The following is a 22,442-nucleotide window of genomic DNA, read 5'->3' as shown; positions in this document are numbered from 1 at the left end:
GCGATATAGCGGAACGTTACCCGGGAGCTCGGCACGCCCCGACTTGCCGATACAAGTTCGGAACGGATCGGCGCGCTCGTCGCACAAGGAACGAAGGGCTCGCCGAGACGCCGGCATCTCGGTCAAAGGAATCTCTTACCTCTCATGGATACCGTGGCATCGAGGAAGATCGAATCCATGGCCGCTCCCTGGTTGCACCCAACTTCGAAGACCTACTACTACCGCCGCCGCGTCCCGAAGGATCTGGCGGAACTCGTCGGCCATGAGCTTGAGAAACATTCTCTCAAAACGAAGGATTCGATCGAGGCGAAACGTCGATTCGATCAACACGATCTGAAAATTCAGGGCAGATGGAAAAGTCTGCGCGAAGGTTACCGGAAGCTCGGTTGGCAGGAAATCGCAGCGATAGGAGGCGACATGTATCATCTATACATGGAGCGCTTTCGCAATGGTGGGTTTTCTATGTTCTACCATGAATTTATCATCGATTATTGCCATTATGCCATCAAGGGGTTCCGCTCTGATGAGGAGAAGAAGCTCTTCGACGACTCGGTGGGCGTCGACATCGATGCCCTCCTGACGGACAGGGGCATCCTGGTCGACGCGCCGACCCGTAGGTCGATCGACTATCATGCAGCGGAGGCGGTCGCTCAGGCATGCGCCCAACCATATCGATGGTTGCGCGGCGATCATCGCGAGGATCCGAACAAGGATCGGTTTCCGAAGCGAGTCGCTCTGACGCAGCGCGTCAAAGCTCTCGAAACCTTTCTCGCCTATGCGGCGGCCGCGGAACTGTCGCCTGCGACCAGAAAACGGTGGATGCCCGTCTTCGTGCAGCTGGTGGACTTCATGGGTCACGACGATCTCGCCATCATCGACGGAGACAAGATCGTCGAATGGCTCGATCACCTGCTCGAAGGCGATCGAAAGGCGATCACCGTGAGAGACGTGTATCTCGCTGCCATGAAGGCGATCTATGGCTGGCTGGTCTCGCGGCGCAAACTCAAGTCGAACCCGACCACCGGCCTTACGGTCAAGGTGCCGCGCGCCGAGAAGCTGGAGATTGTCCGTCGTCAGATGATTTGGGACATTCAGCGGTGTTCAGGAGCGGAGGCTCTGGTTCATCTGGGGTAAGAGGTTAGGCAGCCTGCGCGTGGTGGCGCAAGCGGCGATCCATCAGGGTCTGGCGCTTGATGCGTTCCCGCTCGGCCAGGATCCCTTCGCCGCGTCCGAAGTAGACGTCGGCGGGCGTGAGGTTGCTCAGGCTCTCATGGGCTCGGGCATGGTTGTAGTGTTCGACGAAGTCGGCAACCTGCGTCTCCAACTCGCCGGGCAAGTACGCGTGTTCGAGCAGGATGCGGTTCTTGAGTGTCTGATGCCAACGCTCGATCTTGCCCTGCGTTTGCGGATGGCATGGCGCACCGCGGATGTGGGTCATGCCCCGAATGCCGAGCCAGTCAGCCAGGTCGCTGGCGACGTAGCTTGGACCGTTGTCGGAGAGCAGGCGTGGCCGCGGCATCACCCGCGCCTGATCGAGCCCAGCCGCACCCAGCGCCAGGTCGAGCGTGGCGGTGACGTCGCTGGCCTGCATCGTCGTGCACAGCTTCCAGGCGACGATGTAGCGTGAGAAGTCGTCCAGGACCGTCGACAGGTAGTACCAGCCCCAGCCAACGACCTTCAAGTAGGTGAAGTCCGTCTGCCAAAGCTGGTTGGGCGCGGTGGTTTTATCGCGGAACTCGTCGGCGGCCTTGATGACGATATAGGCCGGGCTGGTGATCAGGTTCTGAGACTTGAGCAACCGGTAGACGGTCGCTTCCGAGACGAAGTAGCGCCGCTCGTCGGTGAAGCGCACCGCCAGCTCACGCGGACTGAGTTCAGGCTGCTCCAGAGCCAAGGCAACGATCTGCTCGCGGATCTCTGCAGGTAGACGGTTCCAGACCCGGCTCGGCTGCGAAGGATGGTCATTCAACGCCTCGGGGCCGCCGCGCTGGTAGGCGTCGTACCAGCGGTAGAACGTCGAGCGCGTGATGCCGAGCTTGTCCAGGGTGGCACGCACCGGCAGGTGGGATTGCTCGACCAGCCGGATGATCTCCAGCTTCTCGGGGGCCGGGTACCTCATGCCTCGTCGCCCCCAGCCCCGCTCATGCTTTTTTTAAGCAAACGGTTCTCCAGGACGAGATCAGCTACGACCTCCTTCAGCGCCCCCGCTTCGCGACGGAGATCCCGCACCTCATCCGTGGTGGCCGCACGAGACGTGTCACCGGACAGGCGCTTCTTGCCAGCCTCCAGGAACTCCTTGGACCAGCCGTAGTACATCGAGGCGGCAATCCCCTCACGTCGGCACAACTCCGCGATGCTGTCCTCGCCACGCAAGCCTTCCAGCACCACACGGATCTTCTCCTCGGACGAGAACTGCCGACGTGTGGCCCGACGGATGTCCTTGATCACCGCTTCTGCCGGCTTCTTGGCCGGTCCGGATGTCTGCTTCATCTTCGCTCCTCAGGGGCTACGATGAACCAGCCATCCTCCGTTCGTGAAGACCCTCATTCTGTCCCACAGGTGCTGACGTCGGACAGGCCTTGAGGTTTGACTGCGCCGACGAGTACGTCTCGGTCCGCTAGGCAAGGGGGCATTGGCATGCATTTCACCCAGAGCGAGCTTGAGGCCATCGCGAACGCCCTCGGCGACACCGCCGATGGGCTGACCGGCGGAGAAATAGGGCACCTCCTGCGTAGCTGTGGCATCCCGGATCCCTCTCCGAGCCTCAACAAGCGGCACCGAACATATGACGCATTCGTGGGAAGCCAGAACGCGCGGCAGGACCGAACCGCGATCCTGGCCTTCATCCGGAAGGCGATGAAGCCCGAGAGGTACCTACGGGATCCCGGACGGCAAGAGCCGCTTCGGGCAAAGCTCAACGCAGCACTTTCCTTTGCCGCGCTAGCCGTCGACGAGAGCGGATGCTTGGTCGCGTCGACTAAGGCCACCACGGTTTCGGAAGCACGGCGGCGTGCCGGCGAGCTAAGATCCGACCTTCAGTCGCGCGGAACGCATCCGGATGTGCTGAGCTTCTGTCGCGAGGAGCTGCTGGCGGAGAATTACTTCCATGCCGTGCTTGAGGCGGTGAAGAGCGTCGGAGCCAAGCTCAGGGCAAGCACCGGCTTGACCGACGACGGCAACTCACTTGTGGAGCGGGCCCTCGGCGGCCCCACTCCGATGCTGGCCATCAACGACCTGGCGTCGGATAGCGAGTGGTCCGAGCAGAAGGGCTTCGCGAACCTCGTGAAGGGCGTCTTCGGAATGTTCAGGAATCCGACCGCCCATGCGCCCCGGATCCATTGGGCGATGGCCAAGGCCGATGCCGAGGATCTCCTTACCCTCGTCTCCCTCATCCATCGAAGGCTGGATGGCGCTCGGATGCCACCGCGTCCCTGAAACGCCCCTGAAGACAAGACGCGTATCAACATTCCCGGACCTTGCTACCCGCCGAGGCAATCAGACGCCTGCTGGCGAAGAAGCCGTAGGTCAAGGGCTTAGCCGTCCCAAGTATGCCCGCTGGTTCGCCGGGCATGGAGGTCGAGGGCGCGGAGCCCGCCACTTGCGACGTCGTCCTGCTCGACCCGGGTTGCATCGCCGCTCGCCGGGGGAAGCATGCTACACCTCTCGAAGGCGCGGCATGGCCGGCCGACTTCGGCGGCGAACCCGGCCGGCGAACGGCGTCGGCCGCGGAGCCGCGGGCCGCTTCCTGCGCCGGCCTGCTTACGAGCGGCGATCAGGACCAGCTCAGAGCAACCGGTGTTCGGAAGTGCGGCGGACGTCCGCGACGCGGGCCTCGATTTCAGCCCAAGTCATATGCCGGCATGCGCCGTATCGCGTCGAAGAGACATTCCATAGGAAACCTACCGTACCGCTCGCCTTCGGTCCGTGTCGCGTGACCCTGGATCGCATCGAGGATCGGAGAATCGATTCCGGCACGGCGTCCTACCGTCTTGAAGCGATGCCGCCAGCCGTGATTGGGATCGACGCCCGGATCGTCGATGCCGAGGGACCGTACCCACGACGCGAGGCGCTCGCCGACCTTCTTGTAGATCGGATGCGCATCCGAGCCGCCGAGGCCCCGTTCGGGATCGTAGAAGAGCGGCCCGCTCCCGCGACTGCGGACGAATTCCGGAAACCCCTGGGCGACCAGGTGTAGGTGCAGCGGAACGTCGCGCCAGCGCCCGGTCTTCACGCGTCCGGCGTCCGGCGTGACCCGGATGATCCAAATGCCTTTCTCCAGGCGCACATCCTGCCCGCGCAACTGGGTCATCTCGTTCACGCGGGCTCCTCCGTAGGCGCAAAGCCATGGAATCCACCGACGGGCGGCGGCTTTTTCGCGGGATAGGCGGGAGCCGTGCGGTCCGAGAGCCGCCCGCAGGATCGTCTCGGCTTCGGCGTCGGTGAACTCCCGATCCCGCGTTCGGGGTTTGTCGGGGACCAGGACGACGACGCCTCCGGCGGGGTTAGCGTTCAGGTGTCCGTTTGCGACCGCCCAGTTCATAAGGGCCTTCACTGCCGCGATGTAGGCATCGCGCACGGTGCGCGGGTCCCGGCCCGAAGCCAGGAGAGCGGACTTCCACGCGATGAGATCGCGGCGCGTGATCTTGGCGAGGTCGTCCGTCTCCATGACGCCCTCGAGGGCGACCAGCACGCCGGTCCAGCGCTTGATCGTCGAAGGAGCGAGATCGGCTTCCGCGGCGTAGGCCTCGAAAACGGGACGCCAGGGCACGGCGAGGTGCCGCGGATCCGCTCCCTCGAGGACGGGCGCCGTGCCGTCGGCGGGTCTGGATCGAAAGGGGACGGGCCGTCCGGGCCATCCCACGAAGGAACGGGCACCAGGCGCTTCGGCACCGGTAGGCCGGGGCTCCGGTGGAACCGCCTCCGGGTTCGCATCCAGTGCCGCCTCGCCGGAACGAAGTCGGAACCAACGCGCCTCGACCTCGGCCGCCTTCTCGAGATAGCGCATCCGGGCCAGCGCCGGCTCCTTCGTTCCGAGGGTCTTGCGCTCCTCGTTCCTTCCAAGAAGGAGCCGCAGTTCCTTCGGCACGCGACGCCGGAACCAGTACATGCCGGTCTTCGGGTGACGCCACGGTCGAGCCATCGCAAGGACCATCGTGTGTACCACCTATGTGTACCACCACGACGCCAAAACGGTCCCCGTCAGGAGTGATTTATCTGCAATACCAATAGGTTAGGTTTTGAGTGGCGGAGAGGGGGGGATTCGAACCCCCGATGGGCTTGCACCCATGCCGCATTTCGAGTGCGGTACAATCAACCGCTCTGCCACCTCTCCGCGAGGTGCCTCGTCGAGACCGGCGGTGCCTAGCATGAAGCACCGCCGGATCACAAGCCGGAATGCGATCTTTCGATCGTCGTCGTCGGCGAAGGTCGCCGTGCGCCTCAGGCTTTCGCGGCGAGCGCCGCCGCGACGACCTGGGCGAAGGCGACCGGGTCGCGCGGGGTGTCGCCGTCCTGGATGCGGGCGAGGTCGAGGAGGGTGCCGGCGGCCGGGGCGACGGCGTCCTCCGGGCCTTCGGCCAGCGCGCGGATCAGCGGGTGGCGCGGGTTGATCTCCAGGATCGGCTTGCCGCCGCCGGCGGCGCGGCCCGCCCGGCGCAGCAGGCGCTGCATCTGGAGGTCGGGGCCGCTGCCGCCGGCGGCCAGCACCACGGCGCTGTCGACGAGGCGGTCGGTGGCGCGCACGTCCGAAACGTCCTCGGACAAGGCCGCCTTGATCTTCGCGACGAGGCCCTCGATCCCGGCCGGGGGCTCGCCCGCGTCGCCGTCGCCGGCGAACTTCGAGAGGTCGAGGGCGCCCTGCGTCACCGAGCGCAGCGGCTTCTCCTCGAAGCGCGCGAGCTGCTCGGGCCAGAACGCGTCGACGTGGTCGGAAAGCAGCAGCACCTCGAGCCCGCGGGCGCGGAAGCCTTCGAGCTGGGGCGAGCGCGCGAGGGCGTCGGCGTCGTCGGCGACGAGGTAGTAGATCGCCTCCTGGCCATCCTTCATCCGCGCGACGTAGTCGGCGAGCCCGGTCCAGCCCTCGACCGCGGAGGACTTGAAGCGCAGCAGCGGCGCGATCTCGGCCCGGCGCTCGTGGTCCTCGTAGATGCCCTCCTTCACCACCGGACCGAAATTCTCCCAAAAGGCCTGGTAGCCCTCGGCGTCCTTGGCCCGGCTCGTCAGCTCGGAGAGCACCCGGCCGGTGACGGCGCGGCGGATCTTGGCCAGCGCCGGCGTGGTCTGCAGCATCTCGCGCGAGACGTTGAGCGGCAGGTCCTCGGTGTCGACCACGCCCTGCACGAAGCGCAGCCAGGACGGCAGCAGCTTGGCGTCGTCGGTGATGAACATGCGCCGGACATGCAGGCGAACCTTGCTCTCGCGCTCGCCCTCGACCGCCTGGAACGGCTTCATCCCGGGCACGAACAGCAGCGCCGAGAACTCGAGCGCGCCCTCGGCGCGCCAGTGCAGCGTCGCCCACGGCTTGTCGAAGTTCATCCCGACCGAGCGGTAGAACTCCTCGTACTGCTCCGGCGTGATCTCGGATTTCGGCTTGCGCCAGAGCGCGGTGCCCTGGTTGGCCGATTCCTCCTTGCCGTCCTCGACGATGGCGATCGGCACGGTGATGAAGTCGGCCCATTTGCGCACGAGATGGTCGAGCCGGTAGCTCTCCAGGTACTCGTCGGCGTCCTCCTTCAGGTGCATCACGATCGTGGTGCCGGGTTCCTCGCGGGTCGCCGGCTCGAGCGTGTAGCTGCCCTGGCCCTCCGAGGCCCAGGTCCAGGCCTCGTCGGTGCCCGCGCGGCGCGAGGTGACGGTGACCCGGTCGGCGACCATGAAGGCCGAGTAGAAGCCGACGCCGAACTGGCCGATCAGGCTCGGCTTCTCGTCGGGCTTGGCCTCCGCCAGCGTCTGCGAGAAGGCCCGCGTGCCCGAGCGTGCGATGGTGCCGAGGTTGGAGGCGAGGTCCTCCTTGCTCATGCCAATGCCGGCATCCGAGACCGTCAGCGTGCGCGCCGGCTTGTCGGGGGTGATCCGCACCTTCGCGTCGGCGGGCAGCGCGCTCGCCGCCGAGGTCAGCGCCTCGAACCGGCGGCGATCCATCGCGTCGGCGGCGTTGGCCACCAGCTCCCGCAGGAAGATCTCGCGGTCGGAATAGAGGGCGTGGACCACGAGATCCAGCAGCCGCCCGACTTCGGCACCGAATTCGTGCCGCTCCACCGTCTCGCTCACGTTCGTCGCTCCACTTCACAAGGCGCCGCCGGACGAAGTGGACGTCGGTTCGTCGTCGGGCAGCGCATCAGGACAGGTCCGCGCGGCGCCATATCCCGCAGGACCCGGGGCGCGGATGCGGTGGCGATATGCCGTCGCGGCCCCGCGAATTCAATGCTGTCGGCCCCCCGCGAGCCGCGCGGGCGGCGCACGATTTTTGCGTATCCTGCGCCGATCCGGCCTATCGATGCCGCACGGTCCGCGGGCCACGCCGTCCGGGGACGATTCGGGACCGACCACCACGCCATGAGCGGGCGCCAGCACATCATCCCGATCCGCCGGGACTACAACCGCCTCGTCGCCGACGAGACGCTGGAGGATTACGCGCTGCGCTTCACCGCCAAGAAGGCGCGGCGCTGGTCCGCGTTCCAGGTGGCGCAGACGGCGCTCGGCTCGCTCTCGTTCCTGGCGCTGGAGGCGATCGGCGGCACGCTGGTCCTGGCCACCGGCTTCCCCAACACGCTGGCCGCCGTCCTCGTCGTCGGCGTGCTGATCTTCGCCACCGCCGCGCCGATCACGATCTACGCCGCCCGCTACGGCGTCGACATGGACCTGCTCACCCGCGGGGCCGGCTTCGGCTATCTCGGCTCGACCGTGACCTCGCTGATCTATGCGAGCTTCACGTTCCTGTTCTTCGCCATCGAAGCCGCGATCATGGCCTTGGCGCTGCAGCTCTGCTTCGGCCTGCCGCTGTGGATCGGCTATCTCGCCTGCGCCGCGATCGTGATCCCGCTCGTCGTCTACGGCATCCGCCTGATCAGCCGGTTCCAGATCGGGACCCAACCCTTGTGGATCGGCCTCAACCTGCTGCCGCTGGCCTGCATCGCCTGGAAGGGCGACGCGCCGCTCGCGGCGATGCTCGCCTTCCCCGGCCTCGCCCCGGGCGCGGGCACCGGACTCGACGCGGCCCGCTTCGGCCTCGCCGTCGGCGTGCTGCTGGCGCTGCTGGCGCAGGTCGGCGAGCAGGTCGACTTCCTGCGCTTCGTGCCGGAGGCGAAGGGGCGGCAGGCGGGGCGGATCGACCGGCGCTGGTGGGCGGCGGTGCTGGCGGCCGGCGCCGGCTGGATCGTGCCGGGGATGCTCAAGATCCTGCTCGGCGCCTTCCTCGCGGTGCTGGCGATGGCGCACGGCGTCGCGCCGGAGAACGCCGCCGAGCCCACGCGGATGTACGCGGTCGCCTTCGGCTACGTCACGCCCTCGCGGGAGGCCGCGCTGCTCCTGATGACCGGCTTCGTCGTGGTCTCGCAGCTCAAGATCAACCTGACCAACGCCTATGCCGGCTCGATCGCGTGGTCGAACTTCTTCTCGCGGCTCACCCACAGCCATCCCGGCCGCGTCGTGTGGCTGGTGTTCAACGTCGCCATCGCGCTGCTCTTGATGGAGCTCGGCATCGACAAGACCATCGCCAGCACGCTGCCGCTCTACGCGGTCGTGGTCTCGGCCTGGGTCGGGGCGCTGGCGTCGGATCTCGCGGTCAACAAGCCGCTCGGCCTGTCGCCGCCCGGCATCGAGTTCAAGCGCGCGCACCTCTACGCCGTCAACCCGGTGGGCACCGGGGCGATGACGCTGGCGCTGCTCGCCGGCTACCTCGCCCATGCCGGCCTGCTCGGGCACGCCCTGCAACCGTTCGCGCCGCTGCTGGCGCTCGGCGTCGCGTTCGCGGCGGCGCCGCTGATCGCCTGGGGGACGGGCGGGCGCTACTACCTCGCCCGGACGCCGAAGGCCGACTGGGGGGACTCCGAGATCGTCTGCCGGGTCTGCGAGCTGCCGTTCGAGGGCGAGGACATGGCCCATTGCCCGGCCTATGACGGGCCGATCTGCTCGCTGTGCTGCTCGCTCGACGCCCGCTGCGGAGACCTGTGCAAGCCGCACGGCAAGCTGGAGGCGCAGGCGCAAGGCGCGCTCGGCCGGATCGTGCCGGCACGCACCGCGGCCTGGATCGGCGCGCCGCTCGGGCGCTACCTCGCCCTGATGCTGACGCTGGTCGCCGTGGTCGGCCTGATCCTCGGCATCGTCCATGCCGGGGCGACGCTGGAGCATCCCGAGCACCGCGCGGCGTTGCGGGCGGCGCTGACCAGCGTGTTCTTCATCCTGATCGTCATCCTCGGCGTCGTCGCCTGGCTGTTCGTGCTGGCCCACGAGAGCCGCCGCGTCGCGCAGGCCGAGACCCGGCGCCAGACCGCGCTGCTCGAGGCCGAGATCGAGGCGCACAAGGTCACCGACGCCAAGCTCCAGGCGGCCAAGGAGACGGCGGAAGCCGCCAACCTCGCCAAGAGCCGCTACGTCGTCGGCATCAGCCACGAGCTGCGCACGCCGCTCAGCGCGGTGCTCGGCTACGCGCAGCTGCTCGAAGGCGACGTCGCGATCCCGCCCGCGCGCCAGAACGGCATCCGGGTGATCCGGCGCAGCGCGCAGCACCTTTCGGGCCTGATCGACGGCCTCCTCGACATCTCGCGGATGGAGGCGGGCCGCCTGCAGATCCACCGCGACGAGATCCGCATCGCCGACGTGCTCGACCAGATCGTCGACATGGTGCGGCTGCAGGCGCAGGCCGCGGGCCTCGACTTCCGCTTCACCCGGCCCGAGATCCTGCCCGCGGTGGTCGCCACCGACGAGAAGCGCCTGCGGCAGGTGCTGCTCAACCTGCTCTCGAACGCGATCAAGTTCACGCAGAGCGGCCACGTCGCGCTCGACCTCAGCTACCGCAGCCAGGTGGCGGTGTTCACGATCCGCGACACCGGGCCCGGCATCCCCGAGGCCGACCTCGAGCGGATCTTCGAGCCGTTCGAGCGCGGCGCGACGCCGGCCGCCGCCGGCACGCCGGGGACCGGGCTCGGGCTCACCATCGCCAACCTGCTGGCGCAGGTGATGGGCGGCGAGATCTCGGTGACGAGCGAGCTCGGCCGCGGCACCGCCTTCCGCTTCCGCCTGATGCTGGCCTCGGTCTCGCGCCCCGCGCCGACGCCGCTTCCGCTGGCCGTCCCGGCCCGGGCCTACGGCGGCGCCCGGCGGACGGTGCTGGTCGCCGACGACGATGCCGGCCACCGCGCGCTGATGCGCGAGATCCTCGAGCCGGAGGGCCTCGTCGTGATCGAGGCCGCCGACGGGGCGGCATGCCTCGCCGCGGCGCAGGCGGATCGGCCCGACCTGCTGCTCCTCGACATCGCGATGCCGGGGCTCTCGGGCTGGGCGGTCGCCAAGCGGCTGCGCGAGACCGGGTTTTCCGGGCGGATCGCGATGATGTCGGCCAACGTCCACGAGATCAGCCCGATCCGCGGCGACGACGCCCCGCACGACGCGATCATCGCGAAGCCCTTCGACCTGCGCGACTTCCTCGAGCGGATCACGCAGCTGCTCGGCCTGGAATGGTCGGGCACGCAGGAACCCGAGCCCGAGCCGCCGCCGGCCCCGGGCACGCCGCCGCCGGAGGCGCCCGCCGGGCCGTCGCCGGAGCAGGTCGGCGACCTGCTGCGCCTCGGCCGGATCGGCCACATCCGCGGCATCGAGGCCAAGCTCGCCGAGATGGCGCAGGATGCGCGCGTGCCGGGCGCCTTCGTGGCGGAGATGCGCGGCCTCGTGGCGGATTTCGACATGCGGCGCTACCTGCGCATCCTCCAGGAGATGTCCGAGCAGGCCGTGGAGCGGACGGTGGATCGGGAAGGCCTCGCCTCGGATGCCTGAGCCGCAGCGCGACATCGTCCTCGTCGTCGACGATTCTCCCGACACCCTCAGCTTCCTCACCGAGGCGATCGAGCGCTCCGGGGCCACCGTGCTCGTGGCGGTGGCGGGCGACCTCGCCCTGGCGCTGGTCGACGAGATCACCCCCGACGTGATCCTGCTCGACGCGATGATGCCGGGCATGGACGGGTTCGAGACCTGCCGCCGCCTCAAGGCGAAGCCGCAGGTCGCGCACGTGCCGGTGATCTTCATGACCGGGCTCACCGAGACCGAGCACATCGTGAAGGGGCTGGGCGCCGGCGGCGTCGACTACGTGACCAAGCCGATCGCGCCGGACGAGATCCTCGCCCGCATCCGCGTCCACCTGGCGAGCGCCCGCGCCGCCCAGAGCGCGCGTGCGGCCCTCGACACCGCGGGCCGCACGCTGTTCGCCGTGGACGCGGCCGCCGCGGTGGCCTGGTGCACGCCGCAGGCCGCGCGCCTGCTCGCCGACCTCGCGGCCGATCCCGGCGCGTCGCTCGCCCTGCCGGCGACGAGCCGCGCCTGGCTGCGCGACGCCCTGGACGGCGGCGCGGCGGCGCCCTTGAGCCTGCGCGACCGCGAGGGCCGCGCCCACGTCCTCAGCTTCATCGGCCGGACCGGCGACGAGATCCTGCTGCGCCTCTCGCGGGACGACACCGCCGCGGGCCTGGACCGCCTGCGCGATCGGCTTCGCGTCACCGGCCGCGAGGCGGAGGTGCTGCTCTGGCTCTCGCGCGGCAAGTCGAGCCGCGACATCGGCGAGATCCTGGGGCTGAGCCCGCGCACGGTGACGAAGCACCTGGAGGGCATCTACGCCAAGCTCGGCGTCGAGAACCGCACCGCCGCCTCGGTGATCGCGGCGCGGCACCTGCAGGATCTGGGGTGAGCGACGCGGCGGCGACGTGAGACATTCGACGCAGCATCACCGCTTCGAGGCGGCCGCCCGTCCCCGAACGCAAAGGAACAAGGCCACCTCCGTGAGCGCCCGCGCCTGCGCCGCGGGATCGGGTCGGCCGTGCCGCGGGCGCGCCGCGTCGCGGGGCCGCCTCACCGCTGCCGCCGGCGGGATGTGGACGAACAGCACCGGGCAGGGCTCGGCCAGGGCGCGGAAGTAGCTGGCGTTGCAGAGGTAGCGCCCGGCATCGCGCGAGCGCCCCGCCGCCAGCCCGTGCCGGCGCAGGATCGCCAGGGCCTGGGGCGCGACGAAGGCACGGCGGGCCGGCGGTCCGTCCGGATCGAGGGTGAGGTGGGCGGACGGGCGCCCCGACGCATCGGGGTAGAACCGGCTCGCCCGGTTGCAGGCCCGCGCCTCCACGCGGATGCGCTTGGCCCGGGAGGCGACGCCGAGCATCAGCACCGCCGCGGGCGCCTGCGCCAGCGTCGGCACGAGCTGCGTGCCGATCGCGTCGTAGGTGGTGTCCAGCACCCGCACCCGCAGGGCGCGACCGAGGGCCGACCTGAGGCGGCTCGACCTTTCGAGGCGGCGCGCCAGCGCCGCGCTCGGGTTGCGCGGCATGCCGGGAAACGGGCCGAACCCGGTGATCAGAAGAACCGGCGATCCGCTGGAAGCCGCCAGGCTCAAAGCCCGATCAGCTCGGCGATGGCGGCCGCGCCCGCGGCCGGCGAGGCTTCGCCCTGCGCGACGCGGCCTTCCGCCTCCGCCGTCTGCTTGCGCACCTCCGGCGTGCCGACGAGGCGCTGGTGCAGGCGCTCGTGGACGAGCGCCCACATCCACTTCACGTCCTGCTCGCGGCGCTTCCTCGCGATCTCGCCGGTGGCGGTGAGCTTCTGGCGGTGGTCGACGACGCGGTCCCACATCGCGTCGAGGCGCAGGTTGTGGAAGCCCGAGATGGTGACCACCGGCGGCGTCCAGGTGGCGGAGGCCGGCGTCAGGATGTGGAGCGCCGCGCGGTACTCGCCGGCCGCGGCGTTGGCGCGCCGCTCCGCCTCGCCGTCGTCGGCCTTGTTGACCGCGATCATGTCGGCGAGCTCGAGGATGCCCTTCTTGATGCCCTGCAGCTCGTCGCCGGCACCCGGCAGCATCAGCACCAGGAAGAAGTCGGTCAGGTCCGCCACAGCCGTCTCGGACTGGCCGACGCCCACCGTCTCGACCAGGATCACGTCGAACCCGGCCGCCTCGCACAGCAGCATGGTCTCGCGGGTCTTGGCCGCGACGCCGCCGAGCGTACCCGACGAGGGCGACGGACGGATGAAGGCGTTGGCATCGAGGGCGAGGCGGGCCATCCGGGTCTTGTCGCCGAGGATCGAGCCGCCGGTGCGCGTCGAGGACGGGTCGACCGCCAGCACCGCCACCTTGTGGCCGGCGGCCGTCAGGTTGGCGCCGAGCGCGTCGATCGTCGTCGACTTGCCGACCCCGGGCACCCCGGTGATGCCGACGCGGATCGCCTGCCCGGTCTGCGGCAGAACCGCGTCGATCAGGTCCCGCGCCAGCGCCCGGTGATCGGCCCGCTTCGACTCGGCAAGGGTGATGGCGCGGGCGAGCGCGGCCCGGTCGCCGGCGAGCAGCCGCGTGCGGAGCGCATCGATGTCGAGGGAAGGAGGCGTCATCCGCCCTTCATGCCGGGGCGGGCGGCGTTCGTCGAGGGGCACGGACCGGGTCGGCCCGCGCCGATCGCGATCCCGGCATCAGCGCCGCCGGTGCCGGACAGGACGGAGGCGGCGGTGGCCAGGCCGATCGCGCGACGCGCCGGTGACGATCTGGCGATCGAAAGGGTTTCGCGCTGTGAACACGGCGGGTCCTTTTCCGATCGTGAGGCATCCCCCTGCCCTTCCGACCGCCGTATGCCGCCGCCGTTCAGGAGGAGGCTCCCGGCCGCCGCGCCGGATGCCCGCAATCCACCGGACGAACGGTCACGCTTACGCCCTGCCATGGTCATGATCCTGCGGCACAGGCTAGGTCTCGGAGCCGGACACATCGCCGTCTCCCCTCGTGCCGGACAGACCCGAGATCATGCTGCGCCAGCCTCCGACCCGCCGCGCCTTCGTCCGCCTCGGTGCCCTCGGGGGGGCCGCCGTGCTGGCGCCGTCCCTCGGGGGCTGCGTCACGGACAGCCTCTCGACCGGGACGGTCGCGCTGCCCGAGAGGCAGTCGGCCCTCGACGTGATGCCGGTCCTGCTCGTCGCCACCACGCGCAAGCCCGTCGGCAGCCCGCCCAAGCCCCCCTACTTCAACGCCGAGCGCGGACGCGGCCTGAGCTTCGCCGAGGTGCGGCTGTCCCCGCCCGACCGGTCGCTGCTCGGCAAGGTCTCGTCGGTGATCTCCGGCGACTGGACCATCGGCGCGGTGCCGAAGGTCGAGACCGGCCCCGGCGCGGCCAACGCCTTCGCGGAGGCCGCCCTCGGCCGCGACGTGCTGATCTACGTCCACGGCTACCGCGAATCGTTCGAGTCGGCCGCCGTCAGCGCGGCCCGGCTCTCGGACGGCATCCGCTTCCGCGGCGTCTCCGGCCTGTTCACCTGGCCGTCGGCCGCCGCGACCTTCGATTACGGCTACGACCGCGAGAGCGCGCTGTGGTCGCGCGACGCGTTCGAGGACCTGCTGAAGGCCCTCGCGGCGACCCAGAGCGCGGGCAGGATCAACATCGTCGCCCACTCGATGGGCACGCTGCTGACGCTGGAGACCCTGCGGATGCTGCGCGCCGAGGCCGGCGACGCGGCGATGAATCGGATCGGTGCCGTGGTGCTCGCCGCCCCCGACATCGACATCGACCTGTTCACGGGCAGCGTCGCCAAGCTCGGCGCGGACGTGCACAAGATCACGGTGATCTCGTCGACCAACGACCGCGCGCTCGAGCTCTCCGGCGCCATCGCCGGCGGCGTCGTGCGCGCCGGCGCCGCCGACCGCGACCGCCTGGAGGCGCTGGGCGTGCGCGTCGCCGACGCCTCGGATTACGGCGGCGGCCTGATCAACCACGACCTGTTCCTCTCGAACCCCGAGGTGCAGGGCGTGGTCAAGCGCGCGATCTCGCGCGGCGGCAGCGGGGCCTGAGCCCGGATCGTGATCCGGCCCCCGCGACCGCGGGGCGGCGGGCGTCCGCCGGGCCTCATGGGTCCCGACCCATACGACCAAGAATGAACGCTCCTCACCCCATCCGGGTCGTCATGGTCTGCGGCGGCAGCGGCTCCTCCGGCTCCTCGGCGGCCTCCGCGTCGAGGTGGTCGATCACCGCGACGGCGTCGGCCCAGACCCGGAAGCCGACCAGCGGGTTCGGGCCGAAGGTGTGGGTCAGCGGCACGTCGGCGGCGTCGCGCCCGTAGGCGACCATCACCCGGCCGATGCGCGGCGCATTGTTGCGCGGGTCGAACACGTGCCAGCGCCCGCCGAGATAGACCTCCATCCAGGCGCAGAAATCGCCGGCCGGGTGCGGCTCGGGCTCGCCGATGAAGCTGATGTAGCCGGTGCAGTAACGGGTCGGCAGGTTCAGCGCCCGGCAGAACGCCACCGCGAGATGGGTGAAGTCGCGGCAGACCCCGCGCCCGCCCTGGTAGGCGTCGAGCGCGGTGCGGTCGCGGTGGGCGAACTCGTAGCCGAAGGCGAGGTGGGCGTGGACGAAGTCGCACACCGCCTGCACCCGGGCCCAGCCGGGCGGCACGTCGCCGAACAGCCGCCAGGCCTCCTCGGCGAGCAGATCGGATTCGCAGTAGCGGCTCGGCAGCAGGAACAGCAGGGTCTCGGCCGGCAGGTCCTCGACGCGGTGCTGCTCGGCGTCCCGCTCGGCGGGATCGGGCAACCCGTCGTCGGCGACGACCCCGTCGGTGCCGATGGTGAACGCGCCGGCCGGCGCGATCAGGCGGCCGCACAGGTTGCCGAAGCTGTCCCGGTACGTCTCGACCGGCACCTCGGGATGGGTGACGATCGCATCGGGGGCCTCGAGGGCGTCGGCGCAGGAGGGATGCAGGTTGAGCATCACCACCATCGGCACGGGATAGGGGAAGGCGTAGCGCATCTCGCAGCCGAGCCTGATCCGCATCCGGGATGATCCTTCTTTCCTGGGCCGGCGCCGGCCACGCCATGCCGTCGCCGGGTCCAAGCAGGAGGCGGACCGCGGAGGGCTCGGACGGCGCGATAATTCGGGGTTGGCGGGTGTACCGTTCCCCCCTACAGCATCCCCGCGACCGGATTGAGAGCGGTGCGCGGAAGTTCCAGAGCTTTCTTGCGGCGCAGGCGCGAACGGCCCGGATGCGGGGCCTTCCGCAACCACGGTAACCAGAGGGAAGTCAGCGATGTTCACGCTCGAGATCGAGGGCAAAGCCGTGGCGGTCATCAACGGCGACGAGGAGACCGCGCGCGACCTCTTCACCTGCGACGGCTTCAAGGAAGACATCCAGAAGATGACGAGCGACGGCGCGCCGCTCTGGAACGGCACCTCGGAGCTCAAGATCCGCGCCGCCAGCGAGGACGAGATCGAGATCTTCGAGGACGCGCTGGCGGAGGACGACGGCGAGGGCGACTTCGAGGACGATCCGCGCCACGCCGCCGCCAACGACGCCACCACCGAAGAGGGCGAGGACGACGAGGACGAAGCCGACATCGTCTTCCTCCTCGACATCGACGAGGCCGACGCCCTCGATTCGTGACGGGTTCGGGCGCGCTGGCCCGCCGGGCACCGGGCTGCCGGGCCCACTGAACGCTCCGGCGCCCAGCTTCACGTCCCCCCTCCCCCCTCCGCGGGGGGAGGGAGAGCGCTTCGGGCGCAGCGTTCCCTAGGCCGAGAGCCACTCCGTCACGCCCGCCGCGGAACGGAAATCCTCCAGCGCCCGCACCCGCGCGTCGGGGAGCGCCGCGGCGGCCATCGTCGCGAGCGCGTGGCCGGGGCCGAGCTCGAGCACGGTGGTGGCGCCGTATTCCCGGCAGGCGTCGAGGCAGGCCGCCCAATCGATCGTGGTGGCGATCTGGCGCGCGAGCTTGTCGAGCCCGGCCGCGGCATCGAACACGGTGCTGCCGTCGAGCCCGCTGACCAGACGGGGCGCCGTGCGCGCCGGCTTGTCAGGAAGAGCCTCGCGCAGGGTTTTGCGGAAGCGGGCGGCGGCGTCCGCGAGGAGCGGGGTGTGCGACGGCGTCCGCACCGGAAGCAGCACCGCGCGCTGCGCGCCGGCCGCGAGGGCGTCGCGGCGGACGGCCTCCAATCCGCCGACCGCTCCGCCGATCACGACGCTGTCGGGCGCGTTCCGGATCGCGAGGTGGCAGCCCTGCGCGGTCGCCATCGCCGCGACCCGCGCCTGCGGCAGGCCGCGGATGCCGGCGAGGCCGTACCCCGAGCCGGAGGCCGCATCCATCGCCTCGGCTCGGGCCGCGGCGAGCGCCAGCACGGTCTCGGCCGAGAAGCGTCCGGCGCAGCCCCAGGCGGCCAAGTCGCCGATGCTGTAGCCGGCGACGATCCGGCGGCCGGGCGTCGCCTCCGAGAGGAGGGTCCAGGCGGCGAGCGCCGCGACGCAGCACAGGATCTGCCCGGTGCGGTTCTCGTTCAGGGCGTCGCCGCCGGCGCGTGCGAGGTCGCGCGGGTCGGCCTCGAGCAGCGGCCGCGCCGCGGTGAACACGGCCTGCGCCGCCGGCAGGTCGGCGGTGAGATCGAACATTCCGGGATGCTGGGCGCCCTGCCCCGAGCAGAGGATCGCCAGCGTCATGGGCGCGGCGCCTCGATCGCGTCCACGAACAGGGTCATCGCCAGCAGGTCGGCCGCGCCGCCGGGGCTGAGGTTGCGCGCGACGAAGGCGCGGTGGAGGTCCTCCGCCGCGGCGCGCCAATCCGACCGGCCGACGCCGCCGGCCGTGATGAAGCCGGCGGCGGCGTCGCGGGCGAAGGCGTAGCCGGCCTCGCCGCCGCGATGCAGCAGGTTCGTGTCCTCCAAAGTGGCGATGAGCGCGAGGCAAGCCTCGACACGCGCCGCCTCCGGATCGTCCGGCCGCAGGCACCGGCCGCGGTCGAGGGCCGGTAGGCCGACCCCGTAGAGGTGGGGGAAGCCGGAGGCCGCCTCGTGCGGCGCGCCGCCGACCCCGTGGCGGCGCCGGGCCTCGGCTCCGGGGGCGCGCAGCAGGACCGGGCCGTCGAGGATGGCGTCGCCGTAGCGTTGGCGGATCCGGACGCCGAGCCCTCCGGCGGGGATCGTCTCGCCGGTGAACGACCCGGCGGCCGCGCAGAGCAGCCCGAGGCCGAAGATCGCGCCGCGATGGGTGTTCACGCCCCCGGTCGCCGCGCGCATCGCCGCCTCGGCCGCGATGCCGATGCGGCGCAGCGCCGGCATTGTCGCCTCCTGGGCGCCGGCGGCCGCGAGGTCGGCGAGGTAGGGCTCGATCGCCGCCGCGCTCGCCGCGAAGGTGGCGGCGTCCATGTCGGCATGGCTGCCGCTGTCGACGCGGCTGACGAGGCCGGGCTTGGGGTAGGTGTCGAGCTCGAGCCGCAACGCGGTTGCGGCCACGGCCGCGAGGCGCCTGGCGCGCTCGGCGTCCCGCAGAGGCAGGCTCGGGCTCTTGGATCGTGCGGCTGTCGTCATGGCCTCTCGGCTTAGGGGACGGGGAAGGAGCGCCATCGGCTGGTGCCGCCCTCTATCGCCGCCTCGCCCGAATCCGGCAACCGCCACCGGCGCGACGGAAGATGCCGATGAACCTTGGCCCCGTCCGGTCGTTGCCGGTCCGATCCCCGCCCGCGTTCGGAGTAGCCCGCGATGCCCGATCTGAACAAAACCGCCGACACCAAATTGCCCGTCGATCCCAAGAAGTCCGTCGACGCGAAGTCGATCGTCGACGCCCTCGTCAAGGCGCGCGGCGGAGCCCTGGCCGGCGCGGCCCTGGGCGGCCTCGCGCTGATCGGCGGCCTCGCCTTCCGGGCGCTGCGCGGCGGCAAGCCGGACGAGGCGCAGACGACGGCGTCCCAGGACGTGCCGGAAGACGAGGCGCGCCTGATGCTGCGCGCGATGGTGGCGGCGACCGTGGCCGACGGCTTGGTCGACGCGGCCGAGCGGCGCCGGCTCGACGAGGCCGTCGCGGCGGCCGGCATCGATCGCGACGGGCGCGCCTGGCTCGAGCGCGAGCTCGCCAACCCGGCCGAGATCGACGAGATCGCCGACGCGGTCGACGATTCCGACGCCGCCGCCCGGATCTACGCCGCCGCGGCCCTGGCGATCGACCTCGACACGATGCAGGAGCGCCAGTTCCTCAAGATGCTGGCCGAGGCGCTCGACGTGCCGGCCGAGGCCGCGGCCCGCGTCGAGCGTGAACTCTCGGCCTGATCGTCGCGCCGCCGCACCTTCCGGTTGATGCCGGCGGGCGCGGCGGTGCTAGGTTCCGGCTGCGGCGCCACGGAAGACGGCGCCGCGGGGAACCGGGAACCGCATGTCCGAGGACAACACGACGCCGCCGCGGCGGCGTCTCGCCGCCATCGCCCTGATCGGGAGCCTGCTCGCCCCGCCCGCAGCGGCGGCCGAGCCCGCAGGGCCGCTGACGATCGCCCGGCAGGGCAGCTTCTTCGTCGGCGGCCGCAGCGTCGCCTCCGACACCCTCTCGACGCTGCCGGCCTACGCGCCCTCGGGCACGATCAGCGTCGACCAGGTCTACGTGCGCTACCAGATCCCGGTGGCGGCCAAGCGCCCGGCGATCGTCCTGATCCACGGCTGCTGCCTCACGGGCAAGACCTGGGAGACGACGCCGGACGGGCGCATGGGCTGGGACGAGTTCTTCGTCCGCGCCGGGTTCCCGACCTACGTGATCGACCAGGCCGGTCGCGGCCGCTCGGCGGTGGACCCGTCCAGGATCAACGCGGTGAAGACCGGCCAAGCGGCGCCCGAGACGCTGCCGCCGGTGGTGTCGGCCGGCCAGGAGCCGGCCTGGGCGATCTTCCGCTTCGGCCCGAAATATCCGGAGGTGTTTCCCGGGATGCAGTTCCCGCTGGAGGCGCAGGCCGAGTTCTGGAAGCAGATGGTCGCCGACTGGGCCGCGACCCTGCCGACCCCGAACCCGACCGTGCCGGCCCTGTCCGAGCTGGCCAAGACGATCGAGAAAACCGGGCTCGACGGCGCGATCCTGATCAGCCACTCGCAATCGGGCATCTACCCGTTCCAGACCGCCGCGCTCGATCGCGCCGGCATCCGCGGCCTCGTGGCGATCGAGCCGGCCGCCTGCCCCGATCCGGCCAAGGACGACCTGGCACCCTACAGGGACCTGCCGATCCTCGTGCTATGGGGCGACTACGTCGAGCGCGTGCCGCGCTGGGCCCCGCGGCTGAAGCTCTGCCGCACCTTCGTCGAGGCCGCCAACAAGGCCGGCGGCAAGGCGGAGCTGGTCCTGCTGCCCGACGTCGGCATGGCGGGCAACTCGCACATGCTGATGCAGGACAGGAACAGCCTCGACGTGGCCGCATGGCTGGCCGCCTGGCTCGACGCGCACGTGCCGCCGCGCCCGTGACGGTGGGCCGGCTCCGTCAGCCGGCCGCCTCGTCCTTCAAGGCCTGCAGCCCCTCGCGATAGGTCGGGAAGGCGAGGTCGACGCCGAGTTCCGCGCGGATCAGGCGGTTCCGCACGCGCTTGTTCTCGCCGTAGAAGCTGCGTGCCATCGGCGAGAGGTCGGCGGTCTCGAAGTCGACCTCCGGCGGGAGGGGCAGGCCGGTGAGCGCCGCGGCGTATTCCGTGACGGTCTGGGGTGGCGCCGGCTCGTCGTCGGTGACATTGTAGACCGCGCCGTTGCGCGGCCGGTCGAGCGAGGCGAGCAGCGTCGCGGCGATGTCGTCGATGTGGATGCGGTTGAAGACCTGCCCCGCCTTGACGATGCGCTGGGATCGGCCGTCGCGCAGCTTCACGATCGGGTTGCGGCCCGGGCCGTAGATGCCCGACAGCCGGAACACCTGCACCGCCTTGCCGGTCTCGGCGCCGAGCGCCCGCCACGCGTTCTCGACGGCCAGCCGCCCTTGCGAGCGCGCGCTCTTCGGCGTCGCCGGCGCGGTCTCGTCGATCCAGGCGCCGCCCTGGTCGCCGTAGACGCCGATCGTCGAGAGGTAGCCGATCCAGCCGATCCGGCTCCGGGCGATGTCGTCGCGGAACCGCCGCAGCACCGGGTCGCCGTCGCGGTCGGGCGGGACCGAGACGAGCAGCGCGTCGGCCGCCGCGAGGTCGGCGGGGATGCGCGGGTCGTCGGCCTCGGGGCCGAAGGCCCTCATCGACAGTCCGGTCTCCGCTTCGATCGCGCGGGCCTTGTCCGGCTCGGTCACCGTCGCGACGATCTGGGGAAACCGGCCGCGCGCGCATTCCGAGAAACGCCGGGCCGAGAAGCCGAGGCCGAAGACGAACAGGGTCATGATGGCATCTCCGCGGGCGGGTCGAGCGCGGCACGCCACTCGGCCCGAACGTCCGGATCGGTCTCGCCGAGCCCGTGGCGTTCGTAAAGGGGACGGCAGGCCGCGGCGCCGAGAAGCCTGCCGCAGGCCCAGACCGCCATGCCCCGCACGATCGCGGCCGGGTCCGCGAGGTTCCGCACGGCGGAGGACGCCAGCGCCGGGTCTCCCGAGTTGCCGACGGCGATGAGGACGTTGCGCAGGAAGCGGTCGCGGCCGGTGCGCTTCACCGGCGTCCCGGCGAAGCGCCTGCGGAAGGCGGCGTCGTCGAGGGCGGCGAGCTCGGCCAGCGGCGGCGCGTCGAGGCCGGGATCAGCGGCCATGCGCGCGTCCTGCGCGACGCGGGCGAACTTGTTCCAGGGGCAAACGGCGAGGCAGTCGTCGCAGCCGAACACCCGGTTGCCGATGGCGGTGCGGAACTCCGCGGCGATCGGGCCGGCATGCTCGATCGTCAGGTAGGAGATGCAGCGGCGCGCATCGAGCCGGTAGGGGCCCGGGAAGGCGTTGGTCGGGCAGATGTCGAGGCAGGCGCGGCACGAGCCGCAATGGTCGCGCTCGGGCGCGTCCGGCTCCAAGTCGGCCGAGGTGTAGATCGCGCCGAGCAGCAGCCAGTTGCCGTGATCGCGCGACAGCAGCACCGTGTGCTTGCCCTGCCAGCCGAGGCCGGCCGCCGCGGCCAGGGGCTTCTCCATCACCGGGGCGGTGTCGCAGAACACCTTCACCCGCACGTCGCCCTTGGCCGAGAGGTAGCCGCCGAGCTCCTTCAGCCGGCCCTTCACCACCTCGTGATAGTCGCGGCGCTGGGCGTAGGCCGCGATCACGCCGCGATCCTTCTTCGCGAGCAGATCGAGCGGGTCGGTTTCGGGTCCGTAGTTCGTGGCGAGCATGATGATGCTGCGCACCCCCGGCCACAGGGTTTTGGGCGATGCACGCTGGTCGGCGCGGTCTTCCATCCAGCCCATCGTGCCGTGCGCGCCCTCGCCCAGCCACGCGGCGAGGCGTCCGGGCAATTCCGGCACCGCCTCCGGGCGGGTGACCTGCAGGTCGCAGAAGCCCAGGTGGCGGGCGCGGGCCTCGACGAGGCGGCGCAGGTCCC

General features: G+C 70.7%; 19 protein-coding genes, 1 tRNA gene and 1 pseudogene. 9 read left to right on the top strand and 12 right to left on the bottom strand.

What is annotated here, in order from left to right; all coding sequences use genetic code 11:
- The first annotated feature begins 177 nt into the window (after positions 1-177).
- On the top strand, positions 178-1,134 hold the full coding sequence (locus ACFZ8E_RS03950; protein ID WP_405042050.1) for a DUF6538 domain-containing protein: 957 nt from the start codon (positions 178-180) through the stop codon (positions 1,132-1,134).
- A gap of 4 nt (positions 1,135-1,138) precedes the next feature.
- Here the strand turns inward: ACFZ8E_RS03950 and ACFZ8E_RS03945 are convergent.
- A protein-coding gene (locus ACFZ8E_RS03945) for an IS3-like element ISMex16 family transposase (RefSeq protein ID WP_405041759.1) occupies positions 1,139-2,490 on the bottom strand; the annotation gives its coding sequence in 2 pieces (ribosomal slippage) (positions 1,139-2,154 and positions 2,154-2,490; 1,353 coding nt in all).
- A 147-nt stretch (positions 2,491-2,637) separates the two neighbouring features.
- On the opposite strand from ACFZ8E_RS03945, the gene ACFZ8E_RS03940 reads away from it, so the two are divergent.
- On the top strand, positions 2,638-3,435 hold the full coding sequence (locus ACFZ8E_RS03940; protein WP_405042049.1) for a TIGR02391 family protein: 798 nt from the start codon (positions 2,638-2,640) through the stop codon (positions 3,433-3,435).
- A gap of 44 nt (positions 3,436-3,479) precedes the next feature.
- A pseudogene (locus ACFZ8E_RS03935) lies at positions 3,480-3,623 on the top strand (DUF411 domain-containing protein); the annotation flags it as partial.
- A 215-nt stretch (positions 3,624-3,838) separates the two neighbouring features.
- Here ACFZ8E_RS03935 and ACFZ8E_RS03930 read toward each other — a convergent pair.
- The 3 genes from ACFZ8E_RS03930 to htpG form a co-directional block, all read right to left on the bottom strand.
- Positions 3,839-5,107, bottom strand: coding sequence for a DUF6538 domain-containing protein (locus ACFZ8E_RS03930; protein WP_405042048.1), 1,269 nt, complete (start codon positions 5,105-5,107; stop codon positions 3,839-3,841).
- Between the two features lie 135 nt (positions 5,108-5,242).
- Positions 5,243-5,332, bottom strand: a tRNA-Ser gene (locus ACFZ8E_RS03925).
- A gap of 107 nt (positions 5,333-5,439) precedes the next feature.
- On the bottom strand, positions 5,440-7,269 hold the full coding sequence (gene htpG, locus ACFZ8E_RS03920; RefSeq protein ID WP_243947014.1) for a molecular chaperone HtpG: 1,830 nt from the start codon (positions 7,267-7,269) through the stop codon (positions 5,440-5,442).
- A 285-nt stretch (positions 7,270-7,554) separates the two neighbouring features.
- On the opposite strand from htpG, the gene ACFZ8E_RS03915 reads away from it, so the two are divergent.
- Both ACFZ8E_RS03915 and ACFZ8E_RS03910 read left to right on the top strand, forming a co-directional pair.
- Entirely contained in the window at positions 7,555-10,989 is a 3,435-nt protein-coding gene (locus ACFZ8E_RS03915; protein WP_243947023.1) for an ATP-binding protein, read from the top strand.
- On the top strand, positions 10,982-11,893 hold the full coding sequence (locus ACFZ8E_RS03910; RefSeq protein ID WP_405042047.1) for a response regulator: 912 nt from the start codon (positions 10,982-10,984) through the stop codon (positions 11,891-11,893). Before ACFZ8E_RS03915 ends, ACFZ8E_RS03910 begins: the two co-directional genes overlap by 8 nt.
- 36 nt (positions 11,894-11,929) lie before the next feature.
- Here ACFZ8E_RS03910 and ACFZ8E_RS03905 read toward each other — a convergent pair whose 3' ends face one another.
- From ACFZ8E_RS03905 to ACFZ8E_RS03895, 3 genes are read right to left on the bottom strand one after another with little or no spacing between them, the layout of a single operon-like run.
- Positions 11,930-12,589: a peptidase C15 gene (locus ACFZ8E_RS03905; RefSeq protein ID WP_279604201.1), complete on the bottom strand. Its 660-nt coding sequence runs from the start codon at positions 12,587-12,589 to the stop codon at positions 11,930-11,932.
- Positions 12,586-13,575: a methylmalonyl Co-A mutase-associated GTPase MeaB gene (gene meaB / locus ACFZ8E_RS03900; RefSeq protein WP_243947029.1), complete on the bottom strand. Its 990-nt coding sequence runs from the start codon at positions 13,573-13,575 to the stop codon at positions 12,586-12,588. Before meaB ends, ACFZ8E_RS03905 begins: the two co-directional genes overlap by 4 nt.
- Positions 13,572-13,898: a hypothetical protein gene (locus tag ACFZ8E_RS03895; protein WP_243947031.1), complete on the bottom strand. Its 327-nt coding sequence runs from the start codon at positions 13,896-13,898 to the stop codon at positions 13,572-13,574. Before ACFZ8E_RS03895 ends, meaB begins: the two co-directional genes overlap by 4 nt.
- 80 nt (positions 13,899-13,978) lie before the next feature.
- On the opposite strand from ACFZ8E_RS03895, the gene ACFZ8E_RS03890 reads away from it, so the two are divergent.
- Positions 13,979-15,016, top strand: coding sequence for an alpha/beta hydrolase (locus ACFZ8E_RS03890; protein ID WP_147728879.1), 1,038 nt, complete (start codon positions 13,979-13,981; stop codon positions 15,014-15,016).
- A 94-nt stretch (positions 15,017-15,110) separates the two neighbouring features.
- On the opposite strand, the gene ACFZ8E_RS03885 is transcribed toward ACFZ8E_RS03890, so the two are convergent.
- Positions 15,111-15,998 carry a transglutaminase family protein gene (locus ACFZ8E_RS03885; protein ID WP_147843400.1) on the bottom strand — a complete coding sequence of 296 codons (888 nt, stop codon included), beginning with the start codon at positions 15,996-15,998 and terminating at the stop codon, positions 15,111-15,113.
- A 253-nt stretch (positions 15,999-16,251) separates the two neighbouring features.
- Between ACFZ8E_RS03885 and ACFZ8E_RS03880 the strand changes: the two genes are divergently transcribed.
- Positions 16,252-16,605, top strand: coding sequence for a hypothetical protein (locus ACFZ8E_RS03880; RefSeq protein ID WP_147728881.1), 354 nt, complete (start codon positions 16,252-16,254; stop codon positions 16,603-16,605).
- Between the two features lie 126 nt (positions 16,606-16,731).
- On the opposite strand, the gene mdcH is transcribed toward ACFZ8E_RS03880, so the two are convergent.
- A complete protein-coding gene (gene mdcH, locus ACFZ8E_RS03875; RefSeq protein ID WP_243947033.1) occupies positions 16,732-17,652 on the bottom strand; it encodes a malonate decarboxylase subunit epsilon in 921 nt (306 codons plus the stop codon).
- Positions 17,649-18,518 carry a triphosphoribosyl-dephospho-CoA synthase MdcB gene (gene mdcB, locus ACFZ8E_RS03870; protein WP_405042046.1) on the bottom strand — a complete coding sequence of 290 codons (870 nt, stop codon included), beginning with the start codon at positions 18,516-18,518 and terminating at the stop codon, positions 17,649-17,651. The genes mdcH and mdcB overlap by 4 nt, the downstream gene beginning before the upstream one ends.
- Positions 18,519-18,689: 171 nt before the next feature.
- Between mdcB and ACFZ8E_RS03865 the strand changes: the two genes are divergently transcribed.
- Together ACFZ8E_RS03865 and ACFZ8E_RS03860 are read left to right on the top strand one after the other, a co-directional pair.
- Positions 18,690-19,253, top strand: a complete 564-nt coding sequence (locus ACFZ8E_RS03865; RefSeq protein WP_243947038.1) for a DUF533 domain-containing protein — start codon at positions 18,690-18,692, stop codon at positions 19,251-19,253.
- A gap of 103 nt (positions 19,254-19,356) precedes the next feature.
- The gene (locus ACFZ8E_RS03860) at positions 19,357-20,424 is read left to right on the top strand and encodes an esterase (protein WP_243947040.1); all 1,068 of its coding nucleotides are present in this window, start codon (positions 19,357-19,359) and stop codon (positions 20,422-20,424) included.
- A 16-nt stretch (positions 20,425-20,440) separates the two neighbouring features.
- On the opposite strand, the gene ACFZ8E_RS03855 is transcribed toward ACFZ8E_RS03860, so the two are convergent.
- On the bottom strand, positions 20,441-21,310 hold the full coding sequence (locus ACFZ8E_RS03855) for an SDR family oxidoreductase (protein WP_147843405.1): 870 nt from the start codon (positions 21,308-21,310) through the stop codon (positions 20,441-20,443).
- Entirely contained in the window at positions 21,307-22,437 is a 1,131-nt protein-coding gene (queG, locus tag ACFZ8E_RS03850) for a tRNA epoxyqueuosine(34) reductase QueG (RefSeq protein ID WP_279603570.1), read from the bottom strand. Before queG ends, ACFZ8E_RS03855 begins: the two co-directional genes overlap by 4 nt.
- Between the last annotated feature and the right edge of the window lie 5 nt (positions 22,438-22,442).

This window comes from Methylobacterium sp. HMF5984 (assembly GCF_045033435.1).
Lineage (GTDB): Bacteria > Pseudomonadota > Alphaproteobacteria > Rhizobiales > Beijerinckiaceae > Methylobacterium.
Note: the sequence above shows the minus strand (reverse complement) of the source record. Positions and strands in the feature narration are given on the sequence as shown.